The following is a 15,198-nucleotide window of genomic DNA, read 5'->3' as shown; positions in this document are numbered from 1 at the left end:
GGAATCTGGATTGCGGCCGGAACCTATCTTCTTTTATATCAGGCATAAGCGAGGTTTTTTATGTATGAATCAATCTGTTAATCGGCCCAAGCATATTGGCTATCTGGATTTCTATCGTGCCATTGCTATAATTGCAGTCGTTGCGATTCATGCTACGTCTACGGCAGTTACGCATTATGCAAAGAATACGTTCCAGCAAGAGTTTTATTATTTTTGGAATCAATTATTCCAATTTGCAGTACCCGCATTTCTATTTCTGTCATCACTTGTTCTATTCTACAATTACTATTCTAAGGCAAGAGAGCCTGGCTGGATTCCGGGCTTTTACAAGAAACGTTTGCTGTATATTTTTGTTCCTTATCTCGTATGGTCATTCATTTACTTTGTCGTGAAGCAGGTTATCGCAGGCAAACAGCCTGTGGATCATCTGGAGCGATTTGGCGAGCAATTGATGACGGGGACTGCACATACACATCTGTATTTTTTTCTAATTATTCTGCAATTTTATGTGGTCTTTCCTATATTGTTGTCCTTTACGAAGTATGCTGTCTTTACCAAATACATGCCACTATTCTTCATTGCCGCACAGGCGGTATTTTATATGGTTCATCTTCAAGTTCATTTTGAACGTTTGGGCAGTATGTTGCCAAGTTATTTCATCGTCATTGGATGTGGAGCTTGGGTCGGTCTGAATTTCGAGAAAGCTCTTCGAACATTACATTCGTTTCGGTTTGTTGTACTGGCAGCACTCATTGCCGGTGGAATCATCTCCATTTATGGTAGTTCATATGTGAAAATGATACTTGAAGACATGCCGTTTGTTACATATGCACTATTGTTTGTATTTCGTAATCTGTTTACGTTGTCAGCCTGCTTACTGTTGATGCTGATCTGTGAACAATTAGGGACTCGTAAAATAAAACATTCAAACTCGCTCAAGGTCAGAGCAGTTTTGAATTCACTGGGGACTGTCGCCTTTGGTGTGTTTCTCATACATCCAATGGTATTGTTATTCTGGAGACGTGAGTTCACTACCATGTTTGTCTCACATTTCAGTATCGGCATTATATTGTCATACCTTGCAGCTCTGGGATTATCATGGTTGCTCGCACTTGGCATCCGTAAAGTGAACTGGGGCTGGATATTGATTGGTCGATAGATATTAAATATCATGCAAGCATAGATGAACGATAGAGGTTTCGAGCTTCCTTACGAGGATTGCTCGAAATCTCTTTTTTATTTTATTAGGAGCATGTATGATGGGGTAATGTTGTAATTTCAATATTTTGGAATTGTGGATGGGGAGCTGACGACTTTTCTGACCTGCTTCCGGAGCAAATTTTGTTGAACTCAGGGGTTACGCTGAAGGGGAATTATAAAGGGAGTGAGAAGTTTGTATATGTTGTTGGTACTTATTGTAGCATCAGTGCTTGCTGTGCTAGTTCCGTTTGGACCAATTTTGTTAATAGGTATAGCAGTAGCATTGGTGGCCGAGAACTACCGTCAAACTGTGAAAATGCGAGAGGATATTCTGGCGATTAAGAACCATCTCGGACTGATGAACAAACAAGAAGCGGAACAGTATGAGATGGAGCGTCGGAATAAGGATGTAAGTCAGTTAAGTCCTGATGAGATGAAACGTATCAATCAGGAGATTGAAGCAGAGCTTGAGCGAGATAACCCAAAAAACACATAAGCATTAGCACTTATCGAGGTTGTCGAAAAAGAGTCTGTTTTTGAATATGATGGACAGCTAAAAGAAAAAGACGCTTGTTTAACGAGCTACTTATAGATGATGCATGTAACAGTTGTAGGGACAACAACATAAATTGTAACGCTAAAGGCATGATCGAGCTCGTTCTGGCAATATTATGATTATAAATTACTTAGGCGTGATGTAGTTTAGATTAGACAGATGCTTCTAAGCATTCAGCATGAGAGTAGTTTGAGAGGAGTAATACGTAAGTCCTAGAAGAGATAATCGAAGAGTATTAACTTTTTGTTGCACTATGTAGAATTTTGTAATAATATGAGGGAAGCGCGTACAACATATCGGGTTGTAACTGTTGAATCAGGCAAAGCCGTATACCTTGAGAAAAGGGATTGGTTTGTCTTTTTCTGTATATTGGAGTGATAAAGTGAAAATCGAGAAGGTGCTGAACAATAATGCTGTAGTTGCAATGAATGACGAGCAGGAAGTTATTATCATTGGCCGGGGGATTGCTTACCAGAAGCGGGCGGGTGATATTGTTTCCGAGCAGCATATCGATAAGATATTTACTTTACAGAATGAAGATATTCAGGAAAACTTTAAGGCATTAATCTCAAGCATTCCTCTGGAATACATGAAAGTGTCGGAGGAAATCATCGCATACGCCAAATTAAAACTTGGCAAGAAATTGAATGAGAGCATTTATCTTCATCTCACAGATCATATCCACTTTGCCATTGAGCGGTATCGCAAGAACCTGCCTATTCGTAACGGATTAATCTGGGAAACAAAGCAGTTGTACAAGGAAGAGTACGAAATTGGACTAGAAGCACTCAATATGATCTGTGATCAGTTTGGTGTAATTCTGCCCGAGGACGAAGCAGGCTTTATGGCACTGCACTTTGTGAATGCTGCGTTGAACGAAGAAATGCCGAATATCAAGAGTATGACGCAGGTGATGCAAGAAATTTTGACGATCATCAAGTATCATTTCAAGATTGATTTTGATGAGAACTCATTGACTTTTTATCGCTTTGTGACACACTTGAAATTTTTTGCCCAACGTTTGGTGAAGGGGAAACATTACAAGAGCAACAATGATGATGAGTTGTTCCTGATGATTCAGAAAAAGTATCCTGCAGCGCATAAGTGTTCCGAGAAGATTAAGAAATTCATTGAAAGCAACTACACGTATCAACTGACTGACGAAGAAATGATGTACTTAACAATTCATATTGAGAGAGTTGTGAACGCAACTTCTGAATAATCCCATAGATCAGCTTGCAGGGTTGCAACCACAAGGGCAAAACCTGAACGATTGAATGCAGAACTTACCCCTATAAGGGAAAGGTTTTGACATTCAGATGTTCAGGTTTTTTTTATTCTCTCCAATATACCTCGAATCCGTGTTTAATCAGAAAGGAAGAACATAATACATGAAACACGAGCAACTAGCCAAAGACATTCTAACTGGCGTTGGTGGCAAACAAAACATTAATAGTGTTGTACACTGTGCGACCAGGCTACGATTCAAATTGAAAAATGACAACAATGCCCAAACAGACGAGCTCAAAAATCTCGACGGTGTGATCACTGTTATGCAAAGCGGAGGACAATACCAGGTCGTCGTAGGTAACGAAGTATCTGATGTCTACAAAGCACTGCTTCAAGTTGGGAATATGAGTGCTGATGAACCCGTGAGTGCAACTGATGACGGTGACTCATCTGGCAAAAAGGAAAGCTTGCTTGGTCGTTTTATTGATTTGATCTCAGGTGTATTTACGCCAATTCTAGGTTTGCTTGCTGCAACAGGGATGATCAAAGGTTTCCTGTCGATGTTTACTTCACTTGAATGGATTGATCCTGCTTCCGGTACGTATCAATTGTTGAATGCAGCAGGCGACTGTCTGTTCTACTTCTTCCCAATCTTCTTGGGATACACAGCTATGAAAAAATTTGGTGGATCACCATTCCTTGGTATGGCATTTGGTGCATCACTGGTGTATCCGACGTTATCCGGTTTAAGTACCGGAGATCCATTGTATACGTTGTTTACAGGCACGTTGTTTGAATCACCGATTCATATTACGTTCTTAGGTATTCCGGTTATTTTGATGAGCTATTCTACATCCGTTATTCCCGTGATTATCGCTGCTTATTTTGGTTCCAAAGTAGAAGCGTTCTTCAAGAAAATTATTCCTTCTGTGGTGAGAACGTTCCTTACGCCATTCTTCACGATTCTCATCGTTGTACCCGTAACGTTCCTATTGATTGGTCCAATCGCTACTTGGGCAAGTCAGTTAATCGGCGCAGGTGTAACAGGTATCTATGACCTGAGTCCTTTGGTAACAGGTATTGTTGTTGGTGGATTGTGGCAAGTGTTGGTTATCTTCGGTCTTCACTGGGGAATTGTGCCGATCATGCTCCTTAATCTGTCCACATTAAAAGCAGACCCTATTTTGGCGATGATGTTTGCTGCTTCATTTGCACAAATTGGTGCCGTTCTTGGTGTCATGTTGAAAACGAAAAATACGAAACTTAAATCACTGGGTGTACCTGCCTTTGTATCCGGGATCTTCGGTGTAACCGAGCCGGCAATTTATGGTCTTACTTTGCCACTGAAAAAACCATTTATTATGAGTTGTATTGCTTCAGCAGCAGCGGGTGGTATCGTTGGTTTCGCTGGCTCCAAACTATTTGTATTCGCTTCAGGGATTTTCGGTATTCCTGCTCTAATTAGCCCAACAGAAGGAATTAATTATGAATTCTGGATGGCTATGATTGCTACTGTAGTTGCTTTTGTACTCGGCTTTGTACTGGTATATGCTATTGGGTTTAAAGATCCTGCTAACCCAGAGGCTGCTAAACAGACTCCAGAGCCATTAAAAGAAGAGAAGGCTGCTCTTGAGCCTAATCCGAATAATCGTTATGAAATTTCCAGCCCAATGACGGGTGAAGTTGTTCCACTGCAACAAATTAATGATGCTACATTCGCGGGTGAACATATGGGTAAAGGGATTGCCGTTCGTCCAACAAGTGGTAGAGTAGTATCCCCTATTAATGGGGTGGTGCAGACAATTTACCGTACTAAACATGCGATTGGACTTGTGGATGATCAAGGTGTAGAGATTTTGATTCATATTGGTCAAGATACAGTTCAGCTCAAAGGTCAACATTTCATAGCACATGTCAAGGATGGGGATCGTGTGAGTGTGGGTGATCTGATCGTTGAGTTCGACCTACAAGCCATTGTTGAAGCAGGTTATGAGATTGTCACGCCTATTATTGTAACGAACACAGCGGATTATCTTGATGTGGTCGGTACGACGGCTCAGAACGTACAGGAAAAGGATAAATTGATCACCGTAATTGGTTAAATCTAGTTTATTGCGCAATCATATATCGGAAAATAGGATATAACTTAAAGACAACTTCGAGCTTTTCGAGGTTGTCTTTTTCTATTCCAGATACCGGGAAATAAATATTAGAGTTTTTTAAAATAACTGTTGCAAATGTAGTTCAGATGTACTATTATGAATTCAAGAAGTAAGCGCATACATCAATCGGATTGTAACTGTTCAATCAGGCAATTCCGACCAACCTTGGTCAGTGAAGATTGATCGCAACTTACTTTAGTTATTAAGATAACTAAATACCAATGTGTACAGCCTTACAGGGTTGCAACCGTTAAGGGCAAAACCTGAATTGCTGAATAACACAACTTATTTCCGGATCATCCGGTACGTTGTGTATGTTCAGTAGTTCAGGTTTTCTTTGTTTCACAGGCATGGATGAGACACACTTAGAGGGGGAACTACAATGAGTAACTACGATCAATTGGCCAAGGATATTCTGGCGGGTGTAGGTGGAAAGCAAAATGTAAACAGTGTATTCCACTGTGTAACCAGACTTCGTTTTAAACTAAAAGATGAAAGCGTAGCCAAAACAGAAGAACTTAAAAATATGCCTGGTGTCATTACCGTGATGCAGAGTGGTGGACAGTATCAAGTTGTCATCGGCAATGAAGTGCCGGATGTATATAAAGCCGTAGTAAAAGCAGGGAATTTCCCAAGCGAGGGGCAGTTTGAAGAGACAGAAGATAGCTCTGGGAAGAAAGTTGGTTTGTTCAGCCGCTTTATCGATATGATCTCGGGTGTATTTACTCCGTTGCTCGGTTTGCTTGCTGCAACAGGGATGATCAAAGGTTTCAACGAGATGTTCGTAGCCTTTGGATGGATCACTCAGGATTCTGGAACTTATCAGCTCTTGAAAGCAACGGGCGACAGCCTATTCTACTTCTTCCCGATATTCTTGGGTTACACAGCAATTAAGAAATTTGGTGGATCACCGTTCCTAGGGATGGCCATTGGTGGCTCACTCGTGTATCCTACGTTAGCTGGTTTGAAAGCAGGAGATCCACTATACACGTTATTCACGGGCACGCTGTTTGAATCACCAATCCACATTACATTCTTAGGTATGCCGGTTATCTTGATGGAGTATTCTTCATCCGTTATTCCGATCATTATTGCAACTTTTGTAGCTGTAAAAATCGAAAGATTCTTCAAAAACGTTATTCCAAAAGTAGTAAGCACGTTCCTAGTACCATTCTTCACTTTGCTCGTTATCGTACCAGCAACTTTCTTAGTAATCGGTCCTATCTCTACGTGGGCAGGTCAATTAATTGGTGCAGGAGCTACTAGTATTTACGATTTAAGTCCGATTGTCACAGGTTTAGTTATCGGTGGTTTATGGCAAGTGTTTGTATTGTTTGGCCTTCACTGGGGATTGGTTCCGGTTCTATTGCTTAACATCAGTACGTTAGGTGCAGACCCAGTTGTAGCAATGTCATTTGCTGCTTCGTTCGCACAAACGGGTGCAGTCCTTGCTGTATTACTCAAAACTAAGAATACAAAATTAAAAACACTTAGTATTCCAGCATTTATTTCCGGGATCTTTGGTGTAACTGAACCTGCTATCTATGGCGTTACACTTCCATTGAAAAAGCCATTTATCATGAGCTGTATTGCTGGAGGTATCGGAGGGGCGTTACTTGGATATGCAGGATCGAAGTTCTACATGCTAGGAGGACTTGGCGTATTTGGTTACCCAGCCTTCATCAATAAAGAAGCAGGATTAGACTTTTCATTCTACATGGCAATCGTTGCAACATTGGTAGCATTCGTCCTTGGTTTCATCCTGACGTATGTTGTTGGTTTCAAAGATCCAGCAGAAAAAGTAGCTGCTCCAGCACCAGTACTTGATCCAAACCCAAACAGCAGATATGAAATCATGAGCCCGATGGCTGGTGAAATCGTTCAACTGAAAGAAATCAATGATGTAACGTTTGCAGGAGAGCATATGGGTAAAGGGATTGCGATTCGTCCGACGAGTGGCAGAGTGGTGTCTCCAATTACAGGTACAGTACAAACGGTATATCGGACTAAACATGCGATTGGTCTTGTAACGGACGATGGTGTAGAGATGCTCATCCATATCGGACAGGATACAGTTCAACTGAAAGGTAAACATTTCAACGCGCATGTGAAAGATGGAGACCGCGTTAATGTAGGGGATCTGATTATGGAATTCGATCTGCAAGCAATCAAGGATGCAGGATACGAGACGGTTACACCTATTATCATCACAAATACTTCAAGCTACCTCGATGTTGTAGGAACCAAAGATGCATCAGTTCAAGAAAAAGACAAATTGATTACCGTACTAAATTAAGTCCAATTTAAATAAACAGAATTCAACAATGTGATATGGGAGGGCTACTCAATGTTTGAGAAGTTGACAGCCTTCCCAGAGAATTTTCTCTGGGGAGGAGCAACAGCGGCAAATCAATTGGAAGGTGCTTACCTAGCAGATGGCAAAGGCTTGACGACCGTAGATTTGATTCCAACCGGAGCCAATCGAATGAACATTGCGCTTGGTAACTTGAGTTCTTTTGTACCTCAAGCTGGGGAATTTTATCCTTCACATGAAGCGATTGACTTTTATCATCGTTACAAGGAGGATATCGCCTTATTTGCCGAAATGGGATTCAAGTGTCTACGACTATCAATCGCTTGGGCACGGATTTTCCCGAATGGGGATGAGTCAGAGCTGAACGAAGCAGGGTTACAATTTTACGATAATGTCTTTAATGAATTGTTGAAATATAACATCGAGCCTGTTGTGACGATTTGCCATTTCGATGTGCCGGTTCATCTGGTTGAAACGTATGGTGGATGGACAAACCGTAAAATGGTTGGTTTCTTTGAGAAATATGCGAAGACGTTATTCAACCGTTATAAGGGTAAAGTGAAGTACTGGATGACTTTTAATGAAATCAATATGTTGCTGCATCTGCCGTATATCGGTGCCGGAATTGTACTTGAGGAAGGGCAGGATAAAGAACAGCTTTTATATCAAGCAGCGCACCATGAATTGGTTGCAAGTGCATTAGCAGTTAAAGCTTGTCACGAGATTATTCCGGGTGCACAGATTGGATGTATGCTGGCTGCCGGTATGGTGTATCCGTATACGTCCAACCCGGATGATGTGTGGAAAGCGATGGAGTTAGATCGAGAATCCTTCTTCTTCATCGATGTGCAGTCGAAGGGAGCATACCCAGGGTATACGAAACGATTCTTCAGAGAACATAACATTCATATTGAGATGCAACCGGAAGATGCAGATATTCTTCAACAAAACACGGTAGATTATATCGGGTTCAGCTATTACGCGAGCCGTTGTACAAGTGCTGATCCAGAAGTGCTGAAGAATTCAACGGAAGGTAACGTCTTTGGTTCCGTGAAGAATCCTTATCTTCAAGCTTCAGAGTGGGGATGGACGATTGATCCCAAAGGGCTGCGTATTACATGTAATCAGCTACACGACCGTTACGGTAAGCCATTGTTTATTGTAGAGAACGGGCTTGGTGCAACGGATGTCTTGTTAGACAACGATACCGTAGAAGATGACTATCGGATTGAATACTTGAACAGCCACTTCGCTGAGATGGCAGAAGCTATTCAGGATGGCGTTGAGATTCTCGGTTACACAAGCTGGGGGCCAATTGACTTGGTCAGCGCAGGTACTGGTGAAATGAAGAAGCGTTACGGCTACATTTATGTGGATCGAAACAATGATGGCACGGGTACACTGCGAAGAGTGAGAAAGAAAAGCTTCCATTGGTATAAAGACGTTATTGCTAATAATGGCGCACAATATTTCTAATCATTTTTCTGGCAATATCTAAATTAACAAAGAGCAATCCCGTTATATCGAGATTGCTCTTTGTTTGTGAGACGTGAATTTAATCGTTAACTATCTATTAATTATAATCAATTAATCAAGAAAATCTTGTCACTTAAATCATAACAATGATAACTAAACCATGGGGTATCCTCTTAACAGGTGCGCCATGGTTTTTATATGCTTCAAAAGTGAAGAAGAGTATGAATTCGGTGTATCGCTCTGACCTTTCGAGTGTTCAAAGACACATATGACAGTGCTTATCCTTTATACAACATGGGCAAACGTAGTGAATTATGGTACTTGCAGGCTCTGGTAGGCGTTCAACCGTCCATACTGCCAGTATACACCTGAACCCGATACAGGATCGGAAGCGAAGCAGAGGGCATCCCGTATCTGTGCGTTTGTTTTACCTTTGGAAGCGAGCAAAGCAGCTACTCCGGCTACGTGCGGAGCCGCCATTGATGTTCCGCTTAGGTAAGCATAAGAGCTGCCAAGGTATGTGGATAAGATGGTATCTCCCGGTGCAGCCATGTCAACCCAAGAGCCATAGTTGGAGAAGTTAGATTTTAGATCAGAAGGGTTAGTTGAAGCAACCGCAATGACGTTAGGATAGGACGCAGGTACAATCGGATAAGATGTATTGTCATTACCTGCCGCAGCGATAATCACAGCACCTCGATCCCATGCGTACTGCACGGCAGCTTGAAGGAATGCTTCACCCATCGGACCACCCAAACTTAAATTGATCACTTGAACACCATTGTTGGCTGCAAAGACAAGCCCGTTACCCACATTACCCATCGTTCCTTGTCCGTTGTTATCCAGTACGCGAAGTGGAACGATGGAGGCCAGGGGTGCAACGCCTGCAATTCCGGTACCGTTATTGGTGATCGCTGCAGCGATGCCAGCTACATGGGTACCATGACCGTTGCCATCTTCAGGAATATTATCATAATCAACATAGTCATAACCGGGGAGGAGCTTGGCGGCAAGTTCAGGATGATTTAGTTGCACGCCTGTATCAATGATGGCAATTTTGATCGTGCTGTTGCTCTGATTAATATCCCAGGCAGCAGGGGCATTGATTTTTGGTAGATTATACTGGTAAGGGAAGTATGGGTCGTTTGGCGTGAAAGAGGCATTAACGTAATAATTGGGTTCCGCATGCTCGATCAGTTCATGATCCTTGTAATGTTTCAGCATACGATGCATGTTTTTACGAGATTCCAGACGGTACCACCCCATATCTTCATACGTTTCAGCAACGTTACATCTACCTTTCCGGTGAAGCGTATGCATCTCGTCGGGGGTTGTCCCTTCTTTAAATTTGACTAAGAGCTGCTTGGGAGCGTGAGGATGAAACTTACTTTCTGTCATATGATCCACATAATGATAAACGAACCAGGTTATCATCATAATCGTTACTGCACTGATGCTGATCCATAACCACATGGAAGATTCCCCCTCTAATTTGGATTGTGATACGACTTATCGTATGCAGAATCTATTAGATGGCGTGGGTGCTCTATCAATTTGGTTAGATGTGCAGTAGATTGATAGGATGATTGGAATTCGGTAAGATGGATGGAAGAGCAGATCGGCACGAACAGCTTCTGAGAAGTGCCAGCAATGAGCTCCAAATACAGAGATAAGGAACGTGGAATGTTTTGACACAATTTCTGATTAAACCGACAGTAGCGCCTGTTCAGGTGCATCAGATTCAGGAAGCCATTGATTTTGCCATGCGAGTTCGTCGTGAAGTGTTTCCAATGTTGGATCACGCGAGATTACCTCTAGATTTTGAGCAATTCAGTGCACATTATATGGAGTCCACAGATGCTATTTTCTTGGTGGCTACGGTGGGTGAAGGTCAGATCGTTGGTTCTATCGGAATTCTCCCATATGATGATCGAATTGAAGCAATACAGGGGCGATATCCACAGGAGTCCGCAGCCGAGATCGTGAAATGTTATGTCGATCCTGCATATCGCAGATATGGTATTGGTTCGATGATGTTACAAGCCTTGGAAAACAGGGTGAGTGACTTGAGGTACACAACGCTGTACTTACATACACATCACTTTTTACCTGGTGCTGTAGATTTTTGGAAACGTCAAGGATTTACCATTATTACGGAACAGAACGATGACTGGCAGACTGTACATATGGATAAGCCAGCAGGCAAGGTCGAATTGACTTAATGTTTACGAACGTTCTTTATTAACCTAATATCACGAGTTGGGGGAGTTATCTATGTATACGAGTCTAATTGAGAAACTGGAGCATACCCAAGTCATACGTTGGTTTCCGAACCGTCAAGTTCAAGAGAGCTGGATTGTTGAAGTTGAACAGGAGCTTGGTTTTCCATTACCACCTTCCTATCGCTGGTGGCTGCTGAATTATGGTGTAGCTCACCTAAGTGGGACAGGTATTCTTACGATATCTCCTCCCGAACACCGAGAATACGCCGATACGGATATTTTGTATATATATCGTCTTGCTGATGAAGATGCGAAGCGGGAAGGGAAGCTGGAGCTCTTTGTCCCGGATGAGGATGAAATATATTATTTCGATGTTCGAACAGCAGATGCCAATGGGGAATACAAGGTAATGAGGCTTGACTACTTAAATGGAGAACCTGAAGTGTATGCTGATTCTTTTGCTGCATTTTTGGAGAGGTTGATTGACGAACGCACGCCAAGATAACTCATTATCGTATTTACAAACTATAGACTTACACAATGAGGGATAACGAGATGAAGAGAATGAATCAGAACACAGTGAAACCTAAAATGGTGTTTATTGATATCGATGGTACGTTGGTAGATGACGAAGGGAACATTCCGCTATCAGCGCGAGAAGCTTGTCAACAGGCACGCGAGAATGGGCATCTTCTCTATCTTTGTACAGGTCGTTCCAAGGCGGAGGTCTATGATGCGATCTGGGAAGTGGGGTTTGATGGCTTGATTGGTGCAGGCGGCGGCTATGTGGAATTTGGCGAACAGGTGTTATATCACAAAAAGGTTACAGTCGAAGCTGTACGCCAGATGGTTGATTTCTTCAACGAACATGACATTGATTTCTTTCTGGAATCAAACTCTGCACTGTATGGCAGCCGGAATCTGCAAGGTCACCTTGAGCGACGCATATATGGCGACATAGACAATGATCCGTCAGCACGAGCCAAAAAAGAACAGCAGCCTCATCCATTTATTGCAGGGATCACCTATGGTGAGACAGATCTGTACAAGCATGATGTCAATAAGGTTTGTTTTCTGGAGAATCCTATAGTACCGTTTGAACGCATTAAGCAGGAGTTTGATGGAAAGTTCGGAGTCATTCAATGCACCGTGCCGATCTTTGGAGAAGGTAGTGGAGAACTCACGATACTGGGTGTGCACAAGGCTTCAGCGATCGCTGATCTGATCGAACATGTAGGCATAAGCCGAGAAGACACCATTGCGATTGGTGATGGGATGAATGATGTGGAGATGTTAGAATTCTGTCACGTAGGTGTTGCGATGGGCAATGCGAAGCCTGGGTTAAAAGCGATTGCAGATGATGTTACGGAAACCGTCCTAGAGGACGGATTATACCATACTTTTGTGAAGTACGGATTAATTGAGGGATAGCTCTTATATTGTGAGTCTAGTGAGTGCAAAGACAATTGGAGCTACATGCCACTCATCTATGTTGAGAGGAAGGTTGATGAATGAATGTCGGATCTGATGAAAATGGAATTCGAAATTACGGCCTTTGGATTAGAAGGTCATGAGGGGTATTCCGAGGCCTATCGCCAAAATGAGATTGTTCGCACAAAACTGGTATCGAGAGATACCACGTTAGGGGAAGTCGAAGAGGTCATTAAGGAACTGATGGCAGAGATCCGTCAGGAATTCATTCAGCCACCAGAATACGTTAATGCCAAAGTCGTTCTAAGGGTAAAAAGCGAGAATGGAGAATTGAAGTATTTAGGGTGAATTCATTAATTGGACATACGAACAATTGCAACCAATGCGCCAACCATTGCACCTACAATGATAATACTTACTACCGTGAATATGAGCGTGAATTTTTTGCCATTCATATATATCTCTCCCTGTTGTGATTTTAACTTATTTTGATCATTAGAGATGATTTTTAGTTATTAAAACTATAGCACGAAGAACAGATCTAGGAACAGCGAAAACATAATAAAGAACAACATAACCGATTCATTTCTTCATCATTTCGACATCTCTGTCCGATATATAAGATGTACGTTCAACAGCCTAAAGACGAAAGGAGTGTGGAATATGGATATCGCAGCATTGTCTGTAGTCATGAGTCAAGCATCGGTTAAACAATCCGCAGGCTTGCAAGTCATGTCCATGACTAAAGATCTTGCGCAACAGCAAGGTCAGCAAATGACTGAAATGTTGAAATCAGCAGCTCCGCATCCCAATTTGGGAGGAACACTGGATATTTCTGTATAAACAATATTCCAATGTATGGTTAACTCCATTCGTATCAAACTGCAGCAAGCAAGCCCAAACAGCTCCAATTCGTGTGAATTGAGGCCGTTTGGGTTGTTTTTCATTCTAATTATAAGATTAAACGGTAAATTTGAGTTTTAAATCTAGCGAGTTTACAGACACGATTTAAGCAGTCTGCACAAAGAAAATTCCTGCTAGTAACGCTTCGGTTGACGAGTTATCGTTGCGCAACAACAAGTATCCATTCGCATCGGAAAGTCCTAATATATCTTGGTATGGTGCCGGGAAATCACCCGAATAGATCTGACATACGATATCGTAATGGACTATTAGATGTGAGATTCCGTGCATGCCCTTAGGTGGGCTTGAGGTAAGAAATGAAAATGCAGGAAAATCATGCTCGCCTAGTTCAATTTCTGAGAATGTTATTCCGCACAACGGAATGCCTGTATTAGGGCTGTCGGACATCATAGAAGAGGGGGTTACTGAGACATATGTATAGCCACCCAATATGTTCTCATTCCACTCCAGCTCGTCCCCGGTATAGGTTACTTGATCCAGAAAATAATCTGCTGCCGAATAGGTGGAGAATACCGAGATGAACGTATCTGCTGGCAAAGAGGCAGGAGGTACATGCTTGGCAAGTTGATTACAATCGATTGAAAAGAGATGAATTAAAGGGGCACCCTCTGGATTAAGGGGCCACTCTTGGACGTATGCTTTGTCACCGCCGATCCATATTCCTGAATCTTCATTGGCATGATTGAGTTCAAATGTCATTTTCGTGACTTGGTTCATCATCAAGCTCCTTAATTGTGAGTACAGTGGCTTCAATGTCTTGCTTGCAGTGGAAAGTGAAAATATCGGTAGGTTTAAGATTTATCTTGGATGGCATAACCAAAGAGCTGCTTCGCATGGTTCCAATCGACACCGAGTTTTCCTCTCCAGCCTGCCCAAGGCATTTCCATGTCTGAACGGCCGCTGGTATTGTTTAATTCTAACCCCGCAAGGTGAAGATCCTCGACATTTGTCCAATGGTTTGGACTGAGACTCAACTTCTGATTGGGTATAACCCCTACCATGGCTAGAGATTGCAGTATACCACGCCGGATTCCAGGTGTACCTTTAATGAACTTATTCGAGGTGAGACGTTTCTCATATTTTCCCGGAGATTCATCATCAGTCGCCTCATCTAGGCTGACAAGCAATTGATTGAAAATGTTGATATCGTCTGCTGTTGGTGTAATCGGTGTATTCTCCAGCAGGTGTATGATTTCGTACAAATCCACATAAGCACCACGGCTAGTGCTTCCATAATAATTCCCCAAGTGGATCGCATAGCGAATCCAAGAGATGTTCTCCCAGCCTTGGTCGCTGTGGCTAAACCCGCAGACTTTGCACATGAGAAACTTCTCGGCTTCTTTGTATGTATGCGGAGTGGTATGAATCATCATATGGTAGCTTGCAAGTGCCGAAATGCCCCTCGGATAACTGCCGCCTACTCCCGCAATAAAAGCATCGGTAATTGTACGCCAGGAGAGGCTCTCATTTTGTTGTAGAGCAACCAGCTTGTCTATAATGACATCATGTTCGATCTGTACGATGTCATTCACATTCCAATTGTGAACTTGCAAGAGTTCTTGTTCTGCAGCAGTCAGTGTATCAACCTGGTACAATGTAACTTGACGTTCGCGGTCGTACACACCATTCGAGTAATGATATAATTTCTTCAAAGTCTTAAGTAACTTCTTGTCCATAAAATCT

At 42.3% G+C, this 15,198-nt stretch carries 14 protein-coding genes; 11 read left to right on the top strand and 3 right to left on the bottom strand.

Annotated elements, in window-relative coordinates:
- Positions 1-64: 64 nt before the first annotated feature.
- The 6 genes from J2T19_RS05490 to J2T19_RS05465 all read left to right on the top strand — a co-directional run bounded on the left by J2T19_RS05490 (position 65) and on the right by J2T19_RS05465 (position 8,938).
- Complete coding sequence (locus tag J2T19_RS05490) at positions 65-1,159, top strand: acyltransferase (RefSeq protein WP_307213907.1); 1,095 nt, start codon at positions 65-67, stop codon at positions 1,157-1,159.
- Positions 1,160-1,393: 234 nt separating this feature from the next.
- Positions 1,394-1,696, top strand: a complete 303-nt coding sequence (locus J2T19_RS05485; protein ID WP_307213906.1) for a hypothetical protein — start codon at positions 1,394-1,396, stop codon at positions 1,694-1,696.
- Between the two features lie 442 nt (positions 1,697-2,138).
- Entirely contained in the window at positions 2,139-2,978 is an 840-nt protein-coding gene (gene licT / locus J2T19_RS05480; protein ID WP_056689838.1) for a BglG family transcription antiterminator LicT, read from the top strand.
- 169 nt (positions 2,979-3,147) lie between these two features.
- A complete protein-coding gene (locus J2T19_RS05475) occupies positions 3,148-5,088 on the top strand; it encodes a beta-glucoside-specific PTS transporter subunit IIABC (protein ID WP_307213905.1) in 1,941 nt (646 codons plus the stop codon).
- A 442-nt stretch (positions 5,089-5,530) separates the two neighbouring features.
- Positions 5,531-7,444 carry a beta-glucoside-specific PTS transporter subunit IIABC gene (locus tag J2T19_RS05470; protein ID WP_307213904.1) on the top strand — a complete coding sequence of 638 codons (1,914 nt, stop codon included), beginning with the start codon at positions 5,531-5,533 and terminating at the stop codon, positions 7,442-7,444.
- A gap of 51 nt (positions 7,445-7,495) precedes the next feature.
- Positions 7,496-8,938, top strand: coding sequence for a 6-phospho-beta-glucosidase (locus J2T19_RS05465; protein ID WP_307213902.1), 1,443 nt, complete (start codon positions 7,496-7,498; stop codon positions 8,936-8,938).
- Positions 8,939-9,250: 312 nt separating this feature from the next.
- Here the strand turns inward: J2T19_RS05465 and J2T19_RS05460 are convergent, their stop codons facing one another.
- Positions 9,251-10,411, bottom strand: a complete 1,161-nt coding sequence (locus J2T19_RS05460) for a S8 family peptidase (RefSeq protein WP_307213900.1) — start codon at positions 10,409-10,411, stop codon at positions 9,251-9,253.
- A 215-nt stretch (positions 10,412-10,626) separates the two neighbouring features.
- Between J2T19_RS05460 and J2T19_RS05455 the strand changes: the two genes are divergently transcribed.
- The 5 genes from J2T19_RS05455 (at position 10,627) to J2T19_RS05435 (ending at position 13,434) form a co-directional block, all read left to right on the top strand.
- A complete protein-coding gene (locus J2T19_RS05455; RefSeq protein ID WP_307213898.1) occupies positions 10,627-11,160 on the top strand; it encodes a GNAT family N-acetyltransferase in 534 nt (177 codons plus the stop codon).
- 52 nt (positions 11,161-11,212) lie between these two features.
- Positions 11,213-11,665 (top strand): SMI1/KNR4 family protein, encoded by a 453-nt coding sequence (locus tag J2T19_RS05450; RefSeq protein ID WP_307213896.1) that lies wholly within the window; start codon positions 11,213-11,215, stop codon positions 11,663-11,665.
- 50 nt (positions 11,666-11,715) lie between these two features.
- On the top strand, positions 11,716-12,591 hold the full coding sequence (locus J2T19_RS05445; RefSeq protein WP_370874807.1) for a Cof-type HAD-IIB family hydrolase: 876 nt from the start codon (positions 11,716-11,718) through the stop codon (positions 12,589-12,591).
- 84 nt (positions 12,592-12,675) lie between these two features.
- A complete protein-coding gene (locus tag J2T19_RS05440; RefSeq protein WP_307213894.1) occupies positions 12,676-12,939 on the top strand; it encodes a hypothetical protein in 264 nt (87 codons plus the stop codon).
- Positions 12,940-13,254: 315 nt separating this feature from the next.
- The gene (locus tag J2T19_RS05435; RefSeq protein ID WP_145047280.1) at positions 13,255-13,434 is read left to right on the top strand and encodes a YjfB family protein; all 180 of its coding nucleotides are present in this window, start codon (positions 13,255-13,257) and stop codon (positions 13,432-13,434) included.
- Between the two features lie 165 nt (positions 13,435-13,599).
- On the opposite strand, the gene J2T19_RS05430 is transcribed toward J2T19_RS05435, so the two are convergent.
- Together J2T19_RS05430 and J2T19_RS05425 are read right to left on the bottom strand one after the other, a co-directional pair.
- Positions 13,600-14,232 carry a YwqG family protein gene (locus J2T19_RS05430; protein WP_307213892.1) on the bottom strand — a complete coding sequence of 211 codons (633 nt, stop codon included), beginning with the start codon at positions 14,230-14,232 and terminating at the stop codon, positions 13,600-13,602.
- Positions 14,233-14,306: 74 nt separating this feature from the next.
- Complete coding sequence (locus tag J2T19_RS05425) at positions 14,307-15,191, bottom strand: hypothetical protein (RefSeq protein WP_307213890.1); 885 nt, start codon at positions 15,189-15,191, stop codon at positions 14,307-14,309.
- Between the last annotated feature and the right edge of the window lie 7 nt (positions 15,192-15,198).

It is taken from the genome of Paenibacillus tundrae, from assembly GCF_030812775.1.
In the GTDB taxonomy this organism is placed as follows: Bacteria; Bacillota; Bacilli; order Paenibacillales; family Paenibacillaceae; genus Paenibacillus; species Paenibacillus tundrae_A.
The sequence above is the reverse complement of the archived record's forward strand: the minus strand, read 5'-3'. Positions and strand labels throughout refer to the sequence as shown.

Excerpts from the sequence above, each read along its gene's own strand:
- J2T19_RS05425 (WP_307213890.1), bottom strand. The coding sequence starts at position 15,191 with ATGGACAAGAAGTTACTTAAGACTTTGAAGAAATTATATCATTACTCG.
- J2T19_RS05470 (WP_307213904.1), top strand. The coding sequence starts at position 5,531 with ATGAGTAACTACGATCAATTGGCCAAGGATATTCTGGCGGGTGTAGGT.
- J2T19_RS05435 (WP_145047280.1), top strand. The coding sequence starts at position 13,255 with ATGGATATCGCAGCATTGTCTGTAGTCATGAGTCAAGCATCGGTTAAA.
- J2T19_RS05475 (WP_307213905.1), top strand. The coding sequence starts at position 3,148 with ATGAAACACGAGCAACTAGCCAAAGACATTCTAACTGGCGTTGGTGGC.
- J2T19_RS05490 (WP_307213907.1), top strand. The coding sequence starts at position 65 with ATGAATCAATCTGTTAATCGGCCCAAGCATATTGGCTATCTGGATTTC.
- J2T19_RS05440 (WP_307213894.1), top strand. The coding sequence starts at position 12,676 with ATGTCGGATCTGATGAAAATGGAATTCGAAATTACGGCCTTTGGATTA.
- J2T19_RS05460 (WP_307213900.1), bottom strand. The coding sequence starts at position 10,411 with ATGTGGTTATGGATCAGCATCAGTGCAGTAACGATTATGATGATAACC.
- J2T19_RS05465 (WP_307213902.1), top strand. The coding sequence starts at position 7,496 with ATGTTTGAGAAGTTGACAGCCTTCCCAGAGAATTTTCTCTGGGGAGGA.
- J2T19_RS05445 (WP_370874807.1), top strand. The coding sequence starts at position 11,716 with ATGAAGAGAATGAATCAGAACACAGTGAAACCTAAAATGGTGTTTATT.
- J2T19_RS05430 (WP_307213892.1), bottom strand. The coding sequence starts at position 14,232 with ATGAACCAAGTCACGAAAATGACATTTGAACTCAATCATGCCAATGAA.
- J2T19_RS05450 (WP_307213896.1), top strand. The coding sequence starts at position 11,213 with ATGTATACGAGTCTAATTGAGAAACTGGAGCATACCCAAGTCATACGT.